Origin of the sequence: Porphyrobacter sp. CACIAM 03H1, from assembly GCF_002215495.1 — a bacterium.
Classification (GTDB): Bacteria; Pseudomonadota; Alphaproteobacteria; order Sphingomonadales; family Sphingomonadaceae; genus Erythrobacter.
This window is the reverse complement of sequence record NZ_CP021378.1, coordinates 2,536,100-2,551,255: the sequence shown is the minus strand read 5'-3', so window position 1 is coordinate 2,551,255 and position 15,156 is coordinate 2,536,100. Positions and strand designations below refer to the sequence as shown.

Genomic DNA, 15,156 nt, shown 5'->3' with positions numbered 1-15,156 from the left:
TGTGCTAATGTATCATGGTTTTTCGAGTGACGTCGCGCAGCGGATAGGGTAAGAGAGGGGCGGGATCGTCGCAAGTGGAGGACACGCGAATGAACCGATCCCTGTACTGCGCCATGCTGGCGCTGCCCCTGTTCGCCGCGCCGGCGATGGCGCACGAGGTGATTCACGGCGGGCACGAAGGCCATGCCCACGCCAAGGGCTGCGGCCATCAGGCTATCGACCACAACGGCCATGTCGATTATCTGCATGACGGGCATCTCCACCGCGCGCACGATGGCCATGTCGACGAACATGTGCTCGAGGTTACCGACAGCAATCCCGATGCCGAGGAACTGGTCAGCCGCGTCACCACCGACGATCACGCCCACGGCCATGCCGGCGAGGAACACATGACCGTGCAGCACGGCGATCACATGGACTTCGTCCACGACGGGCACCTGCATCACCGTCACGGCGACCACACCGACGATCACGGTGCGGTGAAGCTCGTGGCGGCGCGCTGATCAGCGGTACAGGTAGTCCCGCGTCACCGGGAGGGCGTGGCGGTTGCGGATGTACTGGATCTGGTAATTGCCCATGCTCCCGTGCTCGAACACGGTCGCGGCGCCGGCGAGGTAGAAGGTCCACATCCGGAAGAAGCGCTCGTCATGCAGGGCGACGATCTGCTCGCGGTGCGCGAGGCAGTTGGCATACCATGCGCGGATCGTCTTCGCGTAGTGGAGGCGCAGTGTCTCGATGTCGCTCGCGATCAGGCGGAATTTCTCCGAGGCGGCGAGGGTTTCCGAAAGCGCGGGGATGTAGCCGCCGGGGAAGATGTACTTGCGGGTGAAGGCATCGGTGGTGCCGGGCGAGCCGAAGCGGCCGATGGTGTGGAGCAGCATCACCCCGTCATCGGCGAGCATGCGCGCGCAGGATTCGAAAAAGGTCTCGAACTGCGCGCGGCCGACATGCTCGAACATCCCGACCGAGACGATCCGGTCGAAGCGGCGGCCGGAGGCGGCGGTGTCGCGGTAATCCTCGAGGAGGATCGTCACCTTGTCCGCGACCCCCGCCTCGCGCACCCGCTGGCGGGCGAGCGCGGCCTGTTCCTCGGACAGGGTGATGCCGGTGACGCGCACATCGTGGTGGCGCGCCAGATGGATCGCCATCCCGCCCCAGCCGCAGCCGATGTCGAGCACCTCCTGCCCGGGCGCAAGGTGCAGCTTCTTCGCAATGTGCGAAAGCTTGGCGAACTGCGCCTCGGCAAGCGTGGTGACGCCGTCTGCCCAGTAGGCGCAGGAATACTGCCAGTGCTCGGCATCGAGCATCAGTGCGTAGAGATCGTTGCCGATGTCGTAGTGGTGCGCGACGTTCTTCTTCGATCCGACGCGGTTGTTGATCTGCTCGGCGGCGAAGCTCGCGCGGTTGACGAGGCGCTTGAGCCGCCCGGGTCGCAGGTTGTTGTTGCCGCGCTCCCACGGGTCGTTCATCCGCAGCAGGCTGACGAGGCCCATGACGTCCCCTTCCTCGATCAGCAGCCGCCCGTCCATGAAGGCCTCCGCCGCGCCGAGACGCGGATCGAGCACGATGTCGCGCGGCACGGCGGCATCGGTGAAGCGCAGCACGATCTCGGGAAAGCCCTCGGCAGCCTCGCCGTAGGTGCTGGCGCTACCGTCGGCGAAGACCACGCCGAGGCGGCCCTTCTTCACGGCGCGGGCGAGGAAGCGGTCGAGGAGAGGCTTGCTCATGGGGCTCCTTTCTAGGATGCTGCCATGGTAACTTTAGCCGGACTTGCGGCTATCGCAATATCATGGGCTTGGTGGGGGAGGGGGCCATGGCAGAGGCCAAGACGACGATCACCGATGTAGCGGTCGAGACGTTCATCGCCAGCGTCGAACCACCCGCCAAGCGCGAGGAGGCGAGGGTGCTCGATGCGCTGTTCCGGAAGGTCACGGGCGAGACCCCGCGGATGTGGGGGCCGACGATCATCGGCTATGGCGAATATCGCACCGTCTACGAAAGCGGTCGCAGCGTGCACTGGATGCGCAGCGGCTTCTCTCCCCGCAAGGCCAAGCATTCGCTCTATTTCATGGGCGGCTACTGCGACCCCGTGACCGGATCGGGCCGCGACGATAAGCTCAAGCGGCTGGGCAAGCATGCGACCGGCAAGAGCTGCCTCTACGTGAACAAGCTCGCCGACATCGATCTCGCCGTGCTCGAGGAGATCATCGCGGCCGACTGGCAGGCGATGCGGCAGCTGTTCCCCGACAGCTAGACCCCGGCATACCACTGGTAGCCGGCGACGTCCTCCCAGAACCCGCCCTTGCCCTGGCCGATGTCGGCGAAGCTGGCGACCGCCTCGATCGCCTTGACGTATTTCGCCTGCTTGTAGCCGAGCTGGCGCTCGATCCGCATCCGCAAGGGCGCGCCGTTCTTCTCGGGGAGCGGCTCGCCGTTGAGGCTGTGGGCGATGATCGTCTGGGGGTGATAGGCATCGACCATGTCGATGCTCTCGTAATAGTCCCGTCCGTACAGCACATCGGCGCAGCGGAAGACGATGAAATTCGCGCCTTTCCTGATCTTCGCGGCATCGAGCAGCGCGGCGAGCTGCGGTCCCTGCCATTCGCCGATCGCGCTCCAGCCCTCGACGCAGTCGTGGCGGGTGATCTGGGTGCGCTGCGGCAGGGCGCGCAGATCGGCCAACGTAAGGGTGAGCGGATTGTCGACGAGGCCCGTCACCGCCAGCTTCCAGTCAGGGAAACCCTTGCCCAGCTGGTCCTGGTAGAAAGGGTCCGCAACCGTCACCGAGCCGTTGCCCTTGAAAGTAGGCGAGCGTTCGGCGCGGGTGTATTCGGGTGCGAGGCCCTGCTTGCCGGCGAGCGCGCGGTGGACGGCGCGGTGCCCGTCCTCGGCGGCCTCGAACAGCCCCTTCGTGGTCTCGCTCTCGTTGATCTTCGCGCAGGCCGAGGCGCCCATCGCGGCGATCCCGGCAAGCAGCGAACGGCGCGGCAGGTCAGCCATGGGCGGGAATTCCCTCTTCGGGTGGCAGGGGCTCGGCCGCGGGCGGGGCGGAAGCCTCGGGCTCGGGCCGCCTGCCGCCGGTGATCATTTCGAGGATCAGCCGCCAGTCGATCAGCGCCAGCACGATGTGGATGACGAAGAAGCCGAAGATGCCCCAGGCGGCGATGAAATGCAGCGAGCGCGCGCTCTGGCGGCCGCCCAGCACCTCGAGCAGCCATGGCGCGGCAGCCTGGAAGCCGGGGCTGATGGCAAGGCCGGTGAACAGCATCAGCGGCAGCAGCACGCCGAACACCATGCCGTAGAGGATGCGCTGCACCGGGTTGTAGCCATGCGCGGCGCCCGCGCCCGCGCCGGAATGGGCCTTGAGCGATGCGACCACCGCCCCCGGCGTCCAGTCGCGCGGGGTCGTCATCAGGTCGCGGCGAAAATGGCCGTTCGCCAGCATCGCGATCCAGATGAACAGCAGCCCGACGCCAAAGGGCCAGGCTGCGGTGATGTGCCAGTCGCGAGCCATCGCGAGGTTGTAGTGCTGCGGGATCGTCGCCCAGCCGGGGAAGCGGATCACCGAAAGCCATGCGTCCTTGGGATCGAAGCCGTAATCGCCCCAGTAGAGGTAGCGGTGGGCGTTGGAGATGTTCAGCCCGGTCATGAACAGCACGATGATCGCGGCGGCGTTCACCCAGTGCCACAACCGGGTCGAGAGCGCGTGCTTGATCATGCCGCGCCCCCGCGGCCGGCCTCGCGCGCCAGCCAGATCACGTCGCGCGGCTGATCAAGCAGGTGCTGGCCGCTGTCGACGAACAGGCTCTGCCCGCTGGCGAGCGCGCCGCTGCTGAGGAACAGCGCCGCCTCGGCGATTTCGTCAGGGCCGGTCTTGCGGCGCAGCAGGTTGAGCCGGTGCGAGATTTCCGTTTCCTCCTCGCGCTGGTCGTGGCTCGCCAGGATCGCGCCGGGCGCGATGCCGTAGATCCTCACGCTGTGCGCGCCGTTCCCCTTGGCCAGCATCCCGATCGTGGCTGCCAGCGCGTGTTTGGACATGGTGTAACTGAAGAAATCGGGGTTCGTATTTTCGATTTTCATGTCCGTGACGTGGATCACGCTGCGCACCCCGGCGCTCGCCGCATGGGCGATGAAGGCCTGGGCAAGGCGGGCGGGGGCGAGGGCGTTGACCTGCATCGCCTCCCTGTTCGTCGCCGGATCGAGACCGGTTACACTGTCGTAATCGAAAACCGAGGCGGAGTTGACGAGGCAGCGCCAGTCGGGGAGGCGCGCGGCGAGCGTGGTGACGGTGGCGACCGCGCGCTCGTCGTCCGCAAGGTCGAAGCCGAGCGTCTCGGCCGAGGGCAGGGTGGCGGCGAGCGCCTCTGCATCCGCGGCCGAACTGCGGTAGTGGATCACCACGTGCCAGCCGGCGGCGGCAAAGCGGCGGACGATGGCGGCGCCGATACGGGTCGCCCCGCCGGTCACTAGAACGGCGGGGCGGGTCATGGTTGCATTGGGGTGGTGCGGGACATGACCACCCGGCTAACAGGGCAGGGCGCGCGCTTCAATCGCGCAGCGCGCCCCTTAGCGCCTAGCGGCAGCGCAGCTCGCCGCGGTCGATCTCGCGGCCAAGCAGGCCCCCGCCGATGGCGCCGAGCAGGGTGCCCACGCTGCGATCGCCGCGCGTGTCGATGGTGCGCCCGAGCAGCGCGCCGACACCGGCGCCGATCACGAGGCCCGTCGTCCCGTTGTCGCGGCGGCAGTAGTAACGGTCGCCGTCGCGCCAGATGCGGTCGTTGCGCGACAGGCGGCGCGGCTCGATGTAGCGGCCGCGGCTGTCATAGATGCGGTCCTTGCCGCGCTTGCCCCAGGCCGGGGCATGGGGAGGCGGATCCGCCTGCACGGGCGCCGCCATCGGCAGCGTCATGGCGCCCGCGGCGAGCACGAGTGCGATCTTCTTCATGGCAGTTTCTCCTTTTGGGTTTGGCTGCTTCATCAAGGCATCGGCTGGCATTGTCCCGCCAGCCCGGGAAGTGCGGGGGCGACGAGGCGGGCCCGGCATAAGGCCGGTGCCCGCCTGTCAGCCCGGGCATCAGCGGCAGCGGGCGCCGCCGCGCTCGATCTCGCGGCCGAGCAGACCGCCGCCGATGGCGCCGAGCAGGGTGCCGACCGAGCGGTCGCCGCGGGTGTCGATGGTGCGGCCCAGCAGGGCCCCGCCGACAGCGCCGACCACGAGGCCGGTGGTGCCGTCGGGACGGCGGCAGCGCCAGCGCCCGTCATTGCCGCGCCAGTAATCGCCTCGGCGCGCATCATGGCGACGGTCATCCCGGCGATCGTCCCAACGGCCGCGGTTGTCGCGCCAGCGGCGATCGTCACGATAGCGGCGGTCGTCCCAGCGACGGTCGTATTCGGCGGCCTCGGCAAAGGGCGAGGAGGTGCCAGCATATGCGATGCTGACAGGAGCGGGAGCTAATTCGGCGGCCTGCGCGGGAACGGCAAAGGCGGCCATCGAACCGGCGGCGGCGATGAGGGCGAGGTGTTTCATGGTCGTATCCCTTGTGAGGGCTCCCCGATGGAGCACGACCGTTTTCGTTCATCTAACTCGAATGCAGGATGAACGCCCTTGTCAGCAAACAGCAGTTTTTGTTCAGTTTGGGCGGCTTCGGGATGAACCGTGTCTCACCCGCGCCCGGCTGCCGCCCTGGCCCTCAGACGTGGGGTGAGCGCGGCGAGGTCCGCAAGTTCGCCAAGCTCCTCGGGTGTTGCCTTGCCCCCCACCAGCGCGCGGAACACCCGCGCGACGCTCCATTCGGCGGCGCCGGTTGCCACCCGTTCGAGCGTGTCTCCGGCGGCGACCTCGCCCGTTTCGAGCACGCGGAAATACCAGCCGCAGCGCCCGCTTTTCACGATCGCGGCGACCATGCCCTTGTGGCCGAAGCGGTGCTCGATCTTCCAGCACGGCTGGCGCGGCTGGCTGATCTCGACCAGCGCCGTCCCGAGGCGGAAGCGGTCGCCGATATGGACCATGTCCTCGGTCAGGCCCGCGACGGCGAGGTTCGAGCCGAAGCCGCCGGGTTCGTCCAGTGCGGGGTGGTCGCCGATCCGTGTCCGCCACCAGGCGTGGTGATCGAGCGGGTAGAGATGCAGCGCCATCTCCGGCCCGCCGTGAACCGTGCGGTCGGCCTGTTCGTCGGGGGCGAGGCCTTCGGCAAGCACCTGCACCGCGCCCTCGCGCGGGCGCTTGGCGATCGCGCTGGTCTCAGCGCCGAGGAAGGGGCGGGCGGTGCCGGTGCAGACGGCGGTGACGATATGCTTCACGGCTTGCTCGCGATGAGGTCGATCCAGTCGCGCTCGACATTGTCGAACCCGCCGGCCGTATAGCGTTCGGTGGCGACGATCCGCCAGCCGGGAATCGCGGCATATTGCGCGGCGAGCCAGTCGGCATCGGGGAAGTTGTAGAACCGCCCGAAGGCATCGCGGCCCTCGGCCTCGCCAAGCTTGTAGCTGGCGAAGAACCAGCCGCCCGGTTGCAGCGCGCGGTCGATTCGGGCGAGGATTCCCGGCAGGGCCTCGCGCGGGGCATGGAGCAGGCTGGCATGGGCCCAGACCCCGGCATACGCGGCCTCGGCCTCGAGCTCGTGGAAAGCCATGATCCTTGCGCCGAGGTTCCAGCGTTCGTTGGCCTTGGCGACCATCGCGGGCGTGGCGTCGGTCGCGTCGACCACGAAGCCGCGCTCCTTCATCCGCGCCGCATCGCGTCCGCTGCCGCAGCCCAGTTCCAGCACCGCCGCGCCGGGCGGCAGGCGGTCGAGGAAGGCGTCGAGCTGGTGGCTCGGGGCCTCGCCGAAGCGCAGCACATAGTGCGGCGCGCGCGCCTGGTAGAAGGCGATGGTGCCGGGATCGGTGCTCATGCCTGCGTCAGGGCGCCGGTTTCTCGACCGGCATGACGTTGTATTCGCGCACCTCGGCCTGGCTGAGGCAGTAGCGCGTCGAGGGATTATCCTCGCTCTTCACCGCCTGCTGGCGATACATGACGTCGGTCAGCAGCTTGCGGCTGATCCCCATGCGGATGAGGAAATCATTGTCCTCGCTCGCCAGCATGGCCGAGGACTGCTCGACGCTGGCGATGTATTCGGTCGTGGCCTTGCTGCCCTCGATCACCACCTCGTCGATTGTCGCGCGATCGCCGGTGTGGGTGAACATGTGGACCATGAACACCCCGCCTTCGTCGACGACCCTGCGGTCGCCCCCCATGAAGACGAAGTTGCAGGCCGAAAAGCAGGCCCAGCCGGAAGGGATGCGGGTCAGCATTCCCCGATAGGAGCGGATCACCTTGCCCGCCGCGTTCCCGGCGCGGGCATTGCCCCCGCGCGAGCGCAGCCACACCTCCTCGATCCGCTCGTCGGCCTCGATGGCGGCCTTGAGGCGCTCGGGGAGGGAGGCGTCGATCGTCCCCTCGGCCAGCAGCACGCGCTTGCCGCCCCGGTCCGCGGGGGTGAGGGTCATCGCGGTCTTGGGGCCGAAATCGGGCTCGGCCGGGCAGGTCGGATTGTCGGGGTCCATCGGCGCCGCCGCCCCCGTCAGCAGCGCGAGCGCTGCGAGCGCGGCGAGCGGGCGACCGCCGGCGCGCATCAGGCGACGATCGAATAGCGCGCGGAGCCCGGCGCGCGGCACATCCGCTTCTCGGCGCGGGTTTCCTCGCCCTCGATGATGACGACGTCGGTCACGGTGATGCAGTCGCGCTGGCCTGCGGCATTGTCGCGGCCGGTGACGGTCGAGCTGCCGCTGACATTGGCGCGCGAGGCCGAGGTCCATTCCGCGCTGGCGCCGAGTTCGGGCTGGGCTTCGGCATCGTCGGTGCGAGTGACCGCGAGGGTCGCCTCGGCAGCCTGCTTCTGCTCCTCGGGGTCGAGGCGGCAGGCGATGCTTTCGGTGAGCTGGTCGGAGAATTCGGGCACCGGCAGGAAGGAGGGCAGGCCGGCGCTGCGGGCGAGTTCGTCGACTGCCCCGCCGAGCAGCCCGCCAAGCGCGCCCCGGCCCTTGTCGCCCTTCTTGCCCTTGCCGCAATTGTCGGCCTTCTCGGCACCGCGGCGGGTGCTGTTGAACAGCCCGCCGAGCTGGGCCTCGGCCGGGATGGGGGCGGCGATGGCGGCCATCAGCCCGGCGGCGAGCGCGATTCGGGTAGCGGAAAAGGCCACGGCGATCCTCCGGGTGGAAGCGCCGCGAGGCTACGCCTGCGGGGCGCCAGCGTCAATCGCGCGCCGCGGCGGCAGCGGCGGCTTCGCGGTCGCGCTGGGCGCGGGACTTCTTCTCGGCAGCGGTCTTGAGCTGGCCGCAGGCGGCATCGATGTCTCGCCCGCGCGGGGTTCGCACCGGCGCCGAGAAGCCGCCTTCGAACACGATCTCGGAGAAGCGCCGGATGCGTTCGGGCGTCGAGGTCTCGTAGCCGGCGCCCGGCCAGGGGTTGAACGGGATCAGGTTGACCTTGGCGGGGAGGTTGTACTCGCGCAGAAGGCGGACAAGCTCGCGCGCGTCATCGTCGCTGTCGTTCTTGTCCTTGATCATCACGTATTCGAAGGTGATGCGGCGTGCGTTCGAGGCGCCGGGGTAGTCGGCGCAGGCCTGAAGCAGCTGATCGATGCCGTACTTCTTGTTGAGCGGCACCAGTTCGTCGCGCACTTCCTTGCGCACGCCGTGGAGGCTGACGGCAAGGTTCACCCCGATCTCCTCGCCGCAGCGCTCCATCATCGGGATGACGCCGCTGGTCGAGAGCGTGATGCGCCGCTTCGAGAGGGCGAGGCCGTCCCCGTCCATCACCAGCTTGAGCGCATCGCGCACGTGATCGAAATTGTAGAGCGGCTCGCCCATGCCCATCATCACGATGTTGGTGAGGAGGCGCCCGTCGGCGGTGTAGTGGCCCGCCTCGTCATCCTCGTCGATGGCGTCGGCGTCCGAGACCATCGTCCCGCGCGGCCATTCGCCCAGCGCATCGCGGGCGAGCATCACCTGGCCGACGATCTCGCCGGGGGTGAGGTTGCGGACGAGCTTCATCGTGCCGGTGTGGCAGAAGGAACAGGTGAGAGTGCAGCCGACCTGGCTGGAGACGCACAAGGTGCCGCGGGTCTCGTCGGGGATGAAGACCATCTCGAAATCGTGGCCGTCGGCGGTGCGCAGCAGCCACTTGCGGGTGCCGTCGACCGAATGCTGTGCCTCGACCACATCGGGGCGGCCGATCACGAAACGCTCCGCCAGCCACGGGCGCATCGGCTTGGCGATGTCGGTCATCGCCTCGAAATCGGTGACGCCGCGGTGGTAGAGCCAGTGGAACACCTGCTTGGCGCGCAGCTTCGCCGCCTTGGCATCAAGGCCGGCTTCCTCGAACAGCTCGCGGATGCGCGGGCGGGGAAGGCCGATCAGGTCGACGCGCCCGTCGGCGCGCGGCGTGATGTCGCGCGCGGCGGGCACCGGGTCGACGAGGCCCGGGATGGTCATGAGTGCGGTATCGGCCATGGGTGGCGGCCATATAGTGGGGAAGCGGCGGTTTGACCAGTCAGCGCTTGGCGCAGCCTACGGTGGCAGCATCGATGGCGGTGGCGGCGCCCGCGAGGGTGTAGCGGTCGGTGAAACTTCCGCCCTTCGCGCCGGTCGCCGTAACGCTCATCCGGCTGGCCGAGCGCAGCGCGGCGACGATCGCCGCATCACCCCGCGAATCCGCCGCCCAGGCATTGCGGCCCTTGGCGACAAGGTCGAAACGCTTGTCTCCCACCGCGAGCCGCACCGGTCCCCTGGCCGCCGCCTCGCGGGAGAGCACGATATGCACGCTCCCCCGCACCTTGCGCTCCGGCCAGTGCGAGATCGTGGCATAGGCGGGCGCGGGCGGCTTTCCTTCCGCCTTGGCGATGGCATAGCATCGCTGCGGACTCGGATCGCGGAACGCGGCCCAGCTCTCATAGACGCCGAGACTCTCGCGCGCGGCAAGCGGGGCGGCGAGCGCAAGCAGCGGCAGCAGGGCGAGGGACCTAGTCATAGTCGATCGCCAGCACTTCCCATTCGCGGGTGCCCGAGGGGAGCGTCACCGTGCGCAGGTCGCCGACGCCTGCGCCCCGCAGCGCGCGGGCGAGGGGGGCGTTCCAGCCGATCCGGCCTTTGGCGGCGTCCTGTTCGTCGTCGCCCACCAGCGTGACGATCTGGCGGTTGTCGTCCTCGTCGGCGATCTCGACCCGCGCGCCGAAGAACACCCGCGTCCGGTCCACTGCCGCTGCCGGATCGACCACCCTCAGCACCTTCATCCGGCGGGCGAGATGCGCCAGTTCGCGGTCGATCTCGCGCATCTTCTTGCGGCCGTAGAGATAGTCGCCGTTCTCCGAGCGGTCGCCGTTCCCTGCCGCCCAGCTGACGATCTCGACGATCGCCGGCCGCTCGGTGCCGAGCAGGTGGTCGTAGCGCGCCTTGAGCGCCGCCATGCCCGCTGGCGTGATGGGAGGCCCCGCCGGTTTCATCGCCGGGATCAGCGCAGGAAGCTGTCGACCGTGCGCGGCATGCCCGCCTGTTCGGGATACATGTGCGAATAGGTCACCGCATTGCCGATCACGCGCATGATGTAATAGCGCGTCTCGAAGTTCGAGGGGATCTTCTCGACCCAGGTCACCCAGTCGATCGCGCCGGTGCGCGGATCGCCGTTGCGGCGCAGCCATTCGTTCACGCGGCCCGGCCCGGCATTGTAGGCCCCCACAGCCAGCGGATAGGCCCCGCCGTAGTAGTTCATCATCCGCGCGAAATAGGCATCGCCCAGTTGGATGTTGTAATGTGGTGTCGCGGTGAGATCGGCGGCCAGGTAATTGATGCCGAGCTTGCCCGCCTGTTCGCGCGCGGTGCCAGGCATCAGCTGCATCACGCCCCGCGCCCCGGCATGGGAGACGCGGGTGCGGTCGAACTCGCTTTCCTGCCGGGCGATGGCGTGGACCATCGTCCAGTCATTGACGAAGGAGGGGGTGGAGACGGTCGGAAAACCGATCCGCTCGAGCCCGGCGATGCCGTTCTCGCCAGCCTTCATGCCGAGCACCACGGCCATCTCGTCGAGCCCGGTCTCGCGTGCCAGCATCGCCGCCATGAGCATTTCGGCAGGCGTGTCGGCCTCGTCGCCCAGGGCCTCGAAGAAGCGGCGCTCGGTGCGCCAGTCGCGGCGGTTCTTGGCGAGGGCGCGGATCGCCCTGACGACGGGGCTCGCCTCGAACTCGGCGCGGACGGAGGCGTCCATCGCGGGCTGGGGCAGGCCGGCGAAGGCGGGCATCGGCCGGCCCATCGCCGCCAGCGCGAGCTGGCCGTAGTAGTAGTCGGGCCAGCGCGCGGCCATCTCGAACCAGCGCGCCGCACCCGCCTGGTCGCCGGCCTGACGCGCGGCGCGGCCCGCCCAGTAATAGCCCTTGGCCTTGGTCAGCGGGGTCTTGGCGGCATCGCCGTAACGCGCGAAGAGCGGCGCAGCCGTCGCGCCGTCGCCGAGGTCCCACAGCGCCTTCGTCCCGCCGAGCCACATCAGGTCGGTCAGCCGGTCGCGCAGGGTGAAGCTGGTCGCCGACAGGTCGGTACCCGGCGCGAAGAGATCGGCGGTGCGGCTGGCGATGTTCGCCGCGTCGCGCGCGCCGACATCGCCGGCAAGGCGCAGCAGTTCGCCCACGAAGGCCTCGGGATCGACCGCCGGCCGCACGAAATCGGGGCGGCTGGTGAAGACCCGCGCGGCCTCGTAACTCTGGCCGCTGCCGCGCAGGAACTTGACCATGTTGAAGACATAGCCCGGATCGGCTCCGGCCCCGGCGGGGACCGCGATCCCCGCGCTTTCCGGCCGCGCGCCGCGCAGCAGAGACAGCCGCGCGAGCGCCATCGGCCGCTCGCTTTCGGCGAGGTTCATCAGCTGGCGCGAGGCGGCGTCGGCCTTGCCCTGCCACAGCAGCGCATCGATCCGCACCGCGTGGTCCTCGGGCGTGAACTGCGCGCCGTAGAGGCCGGACAGATAGAGCTCGACCGGATCGCTCATCTGCCCCCCGCGCCAGGCGCGGCGAGCCTCGGCCAGGGCCTCGGGGCGCTGCACCGCGGCCAGCGCGAGCGCATAACGCGCGCGTGCCGGGTTGGTGAGCGGCGGATTGGCGTCGAAATAGCGCAGCAGATCGGTCTGCGGCGGGGCCTCGTTCTCGAGCGCGGCCTCGGCCCGCAGGCGCAGGATGTCGGTGCGCGGGAAAGTCGGCCATGCGAGGACGAAGCCGGCATAGTCGGCGAAAGTGTGGGTGCGGCTGGCCTGCAAGGTCTCCCAGCGGGCAATCGCGGCGTCCACCGCGCCAGGCTGGCGGGCGACGAGATCGCTGCCCGCGCCCCATCCTTGCGCCGCCGCGGGTGCGGCCATCGCGGCCCCCACACCCATCGCCAGAGCCACAGCACATATCCGCGGGGAAATCACAAGCTTACGGACCATGCTGGACATAGTGCCAATCGGCTCCTTATCAGGCGCTGAACAATGGGGTGACGGGGATCGGATCCCCCCGCCCCGATACCTAGAGATGAAGGCAGGACAAAGGCAATGTTCAGCGGATCGATACCCGCTCTGGTGACTCCTTTTCGCGGCGGAGCGTTCGACGAGGCGGCTTTCCGCCGGCTGGTCGACTGGCAGATCGAGAACGGCAGCGCCGCGCTCGTCCCCTGCGGCACGACGGGGGAGGCCTCGACGCTCTCCAATGCCGAGCATCACCGCGTGATCGAGGTCTGCATCGAGCAGGCTGCGGGCCGCGTGCCGGTGATCGCGGGCTGCGGGTCGAACGACACGCGCAATGCCCAGCTCCACATGAACTTCGCCAAGAAGGCGGGCGCGGCGGCGGGGCTGTGCGTTGCCCCCTATTACAACCGCCCGAGCCAGCGGGGTCTGATCGCCCATTTCAGCTATCTCGCGGAAAACTGCGATCTGCCGATCGTGCTCTACAACGTGCCGGCGCGCACCGTGACCGACATTCTCGACGACACGGTGGTCGAGCTGGTGAGGAAGTATCCCGACCGGATCATCGCCATCAAGGATGCGAGCGGCGACCTGTCGCGGGTCGCCGATCACCGCATGGGCATCGGGCGCGAATTCTGCCAGCTTTCGGGCAATGACGAACTGTGGCTGCCCCACGCGGCGGCGGGCGGGCGCGGGTGCATCTCGGTGACGGCCAACGTCGCCCCCAAGCTGTGCGCCGAATTCCACGAGGCGATCGCGGCGAACGAGCTGAAGAAGGCGCGCCAACTGAACGACCGCCTGTTCCCGCTGCACTACGCGATGTTCTCCGACGCGAGCCCTGCGCCGGTGAAATATGCCCTCAGCCGCGTCCACGACTGGATCGAGCCGGAGGTGCGCCTGCCGCTGGTGGAATGCTCGGAGGAGGCGAAGAAGGCCGTGGACGAGGCGCTGGTGAGCGCCGGGGTGCTTACGGCCTAGACCACCTCGTCCTCGTCGAGCAGACGCTCGGCGAAGCCTTCGGGTTCGCTGGCGAGGATCGCCTCGGTGATCGAATCGATCCGCGCGCCGACCCGCTCGGGATGGTCGATCACCGCGATGTGGAACAGCGCGTCGCCCTGGTGCACCACCGGCAGGGTTGCATGGCCGATGACGATGCCGTCGGCGGGGCTGACGATCTCCTGCGCGTCCTCGCCGAACAGGCCCGCCACGCAGGCGAGCAGGTCGCCCTTCCTCACCGGATCGCCGCTCCGGCGCACCCGGTGGGTCACGCCCCCGCGAGGGCTGCGCACCCACACCGAGCGGTTGGCGCGCGCCGGGATGCCGACCGCGCTGAGCCCGTCGTCGGCCTCGGTCATACCTAGATGGGCGAGCACGCGGTTCACCCCCGCCACCCCCGTCTCGATCGACAGGCGGTCGAAGCGCAGCGCCTCGCCGGCCTCCATAAGCAGCATGTCGACCCCGTTCTTCTGGGCGAGATCGCGCAAGCTGCCGTCGCGCAGCGGGCTCTCGATGATCACCGGCGCGCCGAAGGCCATCGCCAGCTCCACCAGCCGGCGGTTGCCGGCGGCGATGCGGATCTGGGGCAGGTTGTAGCGGTGGACCGCGGCCGAGTGGATGTCGATCCCCAGCGAGCAGCGCGCCACCACCTCGCGGTAGAAGATGTGTGCGAGCTGCCCCGCGAGCGATCCCCCCGCGCTGCCCGGGAAGCTCCGGTTGAGATCGCGGCGGTCGGGAAGGTAGCGATTATGGGTGATGAAGCCGAAGATGTTGGCGGCCGGCACCAGCAGCAGCGTGCCCGCCAGCGCCGCCGGATCGATCTCCTGCGCGAGACGCTGGATCACCGCGGTCCCGATGATCTCGTCGCCGTGGATCGCCGCGCTGACGAACACCGCCGGGCCGGGCTTCGCGCCGTGCAGCACCCTCAGCGCGAGCGATGACGCATTGCCCGTCGCCATCGTTGTGACCGGAAATGCGACATCGCGCATCGTGCCCGGCGCGATGGTCTCGCCGGCGATGATGTAGGGTTGCGCTGTCGTCATGCCTGCCTGCTGCCCCGTTCTGCCCCGCGCCGATGCTAGCCCGCGCGCGGGCAAAGCGCAAAGCCCCTCGCTTTTTGCCGCCCCAGCGCCTACATCGCCGCCCCTTATGACACGCCCCAGACCCGTCACCTTCGACAAGCTCAAGATCGTCGCCGAGAACCGCCGCGCGCGCTTCGACTACCATGTCGAGGACGTCTACGAGGCGGGGCTGATGCTGCAGGGCACCGAGGTCAAGGCGCTGCGGGCAGGGGAGGCCAGCATCGCGGAAAGCTATGCCGAGGTGAAGGACGGGCAGGTGTGGCTGGTGAATGCCAACATTCCCGAATACTCCCACGGCAACCGCCTCAACCACGAACCGCGCCGTCCGAGGAAGCTGCTGCTCCACGAACGCGAGATCGACAAGCTGTTCGGCGCAGTCGAGCGCAAGGGCATGACGCTGGTGCCGCTGTCGATCTACTTCAACCGCACCGGCCGCGCGAAAGTCGAACTCGCGCTCGCCAAGGGCAAGCAGACCCACGACAAGCGCGCCAGCATCAAGGAACGCGACTGGAAGCGCGACAAGGCCCGCCTGATGCGCGAGCGGGGTTGAACGCGCGCGCGGAAAATTGTCACGGATTTGTCGATTCACCCACTGGTCAGTATCGCCATGCTACCCAT

At 68.7% G+C, this 15,156-nt stretch carries 19 protein-coding genes; 4 read left to right on the top strand and 15 right to left on the bottom strand.

Annotated elements, in window-relative coordinates; all coding sequences use genetic code 11:
* Window positions 1-89: 89 nt before the first annotated feature.
* Complete coding sequence (locus CBR61_RS12195; protein WP_199797430.1) at window positions 90-503, top strand: hypothetical protein; 414 nt, start codon at window positions 90-92, stop codon at window positions 501-503.
* On the opposite strand, the gene CBR61_RS12190 is transcribed toward CBR61_RS12195, so the two are convergent.
* Window positions 504-1,727, bottom strand: coding sequence for an SAM-dependent methyltransferase (locus tag CBR61_RS12190; protein WP_088914606.1), 1,224 nt, complete (start codon window positions 1,725-1,727; stop codon window positions 504-506).
* An 86-nt stretch (window positions 1,728-1,813) separates the two neighbouring features.
* On the opposite strand from CBR61_RS12190, the gene CBR61_RS12185 reads away from it, so the two are divergent.
* Window positions 1,814-2,254, top strand: coding sequence for a DUF1801 domain-containing protein (locus tag CBR61_RS12185; protein ID WP_088915609.1), 441 nt, complete (start codon window positions 1,814-1,816; stop codon window positions 2,252-2,254).
* Here the strand turns inward: CBR61_RS12185 and CBR61_RS12180 are convergent.
* The 13 genes from CBR61_RS12180 to CBR61_RS12120 all read right to left on the bottom strand — a co-directional run bounded on the left by CBR61_RS12180 (window position 2,251) and on the right by CBR61_RS12120 (window position 12,376).
* Window positions 2,251-3,000: a molybdopterin-dependent oxidoreductase gene (locus CBR61_RS12180; protein ID WP_088914605.1), complete on the bottom strand. Its 750-nt coding sequence runs from the start codon at window positions 2,998-3,000 to the stop codon at window positions 2,251-2,253. The genes CBR61_RS12185 and CBR61_RS12180 overlap by 4 nt on opposite strands.
* Window positions 2,993-3,718, bottom strand: a complete 726-nt coding sequence (locus CBR61_RS12175; protein ID WP_088914604.1) for a cytochrome b/b6 domain-containing protein — start codon at window positions 3,716-3,718, stop codon at window positions 2,993-2,995. Before CBR61_RS12175 ends, CBR61_RS12180 begins: the two co-directional genes overlap by 8 nt.
* Window positions 3,715-4,488, bottom strand: coding sequence for an SDR family oxidoreductase (locus tag CBR61_RS12170; protein WP_088914603.1), 774 nt, complete (start codon window positions 4,486-4,488; stop codon window positions 3,715-3,717). The genes CBR61_RS12175 and CBR61_RS12170 overlap by 4 nt, the downstream gene beginning before the upstream one ends.
* Before the next feature lie 85 nt (window positions 4,489-4,573).
* Complete coding sequence (locus tag CBR61_RS12165) at window positions 4,574-4,945, bottom strand: glycine zipper 2TM domain-containing protein (protein WP_088914602.1); 372 nt, start codon at window positions 4,943-4,945, stop codon at window positions 4,574-4,576.
* Window positions 4,946-5,074: 129 nt separating this feature from the next.
* A complete protein-coding gene (locus CBR61_RS12160) occupies window positions 5,075-5,527 on the bottom strand; it encodes a glycine zipper 2TM domain-containing protein (RefSeq protein ID WP_088914601.1) in 453 nt (150 codons plus the stop codon).
* A gap of 134 nt (window positions 5,528-5,661) precedes the next feature.
* Window positions 5,662-6,300, bottom strand: coding sequence for an MOSC domain-containing protein (locus CBR61_RS12155; RefSeq protein ID WP_088914600.1), 639 nt, complete (start codon window positions 6,298-6,300; stop codon window positions 5,662-5,664).
* Window positions 6,297-6,893: a class I SAM-dependent DNA methyltransferase gene (locus CBR61_RS12150; protein WP_088914599.1), complete on the bottom strand. Its 597-nt coding sequence runs from the start codon at window positions 6,891-6,893 to the stop codon at window positions 6,297-6,299. The genes CBR61_RS12155 and CBR61_RS12150 overlap by 4 nt, the downstream gene beginning before the upstream one ends.
* Before the next feature lie 7 nt (window positions 6,894-6,900).
* Window positions 6,901-7,614, bottom strand: coding sequence for a hypothetical protein (locus CBR61_RS12145; RefSeq protein ID WP_088915608.1), 714 nt, complete (start codon window positions 7,612-7,614; stop codon window positions 6,901-6,903).
* Complete coding sequence (locus tag CBR61_RS12140) at window positions 7,614-8,180, bottom strand: hypothetical protein (RefSeq protein ID WP_233996723.1); 567 nt, start codon at window positions 8,178-8,180, stop codon at window positions 7,614-7,616. Before CBR61_RS12140 ends, CBR61_RS12145 begins: the two co-directional genes overlap by 1 nt.
* Before the next feature lie 52 nt (window positions 8,181-8,232).
* Window positions 8,233-9,492, bottom strand: a complete 1,260-nt coding sequence (gene rlmN, locus CBR61_RS12135; protein ID WP_088914597.1) for a 23S rRNA (adenine(2503)-C(2))-methyltransferase RlmN — start codon at window positions 9,490-9,492, stop codon at window positions 8,233-8,235.
* A gap of 40 nt (window positions 9,493-9,532) precedes the next feature.
* A complete protein-coding gene (locus tag CBR61_RS12130; protein WP_088914596.1) occupies window positions 9,533-10,009 on the bottom strand; it encodes a hypothetical protein in 477 nt (158 codons plus the stop codon).
* A complete protein-coding gene (locus CBR61_RS12125; RefSeq protein ID WP_088914595.1) occupies window positions 10,002-10,481 on the bottom strand; it encodes a GreA/GreB family elongation factor in 480 nt (159 codons plus the stop codon). The genes CBR61_RS12130 and CBR61_RS12125 overlap by 8 nt, the downstream gene beginning before the upstream one ends.
* Before the next feature lie 8 nt (window positions 10,482-10,489).
* The gene (locus CBR61_RS12120) at window positions 10,490-12,376 is read right to left on the bottom strand and encodes a lytic transglycosylase domain-containing protein (protein ID WP_088915607.1); all 1,887 of its coding nucleotides are present in this window, start codon (window positions 12,374-12,376) and stop codon (window positions 10,490-10,492) included.
* 174 nt (window positions 12,377-12,550) lie between these two features.
* On the opposite strand from CBR61_RS12120, the gene dapA reads away from it, so the two are divergent.
* On the top strand, window positions 12,551-13,438 hold the full coding sequence (gene dapA / locus CBR61_RS12115) for a 4-hydroxy-tetrahydrodipicolinate synthase (protein WP_088914594.1): 888 nt from the start codon (window positions 12,551-12,553) through the stop codon (window positions 13,436-13,438).
* Here dapA and CBR61_RS12110 read toward each other — a convergent pair.
* Window positions 13,435-14,499, bottom strand: a complete 1,065-nt coding sequence (locus CBR61_RS12110) for a succinylglutamate desuccinylase/aspartoacylase family protein (protein ID WP_088914593.1) — start codon at window positions 14,497-14,499, stop codon at window positions 13,435-13,437. The two genes, dapA and CBR61_RS12110, sit on opposite strands and share 4 nt — an antisense overlap.
* Window positions 14,500-14,605: 106 nt before the next feature.
* Between CBR61_RS12110 and smpB the strand changes: the two genes are divergently transcribed.
* Window positions 14,606-15,088 (top strand): SsrA-binding protein SmpB, encoded by a 483-nt coding sequence (smpB, locus tag CBR61_RS12105; RefSeq protein ID WP_088914592.1) that lies wholly within the window; start codon window positions 14,606-14,608, stop codon window positions 15,086-15,088.
* Window positions 15,089-15,156 lie beyond the last annotated feature (68 nt).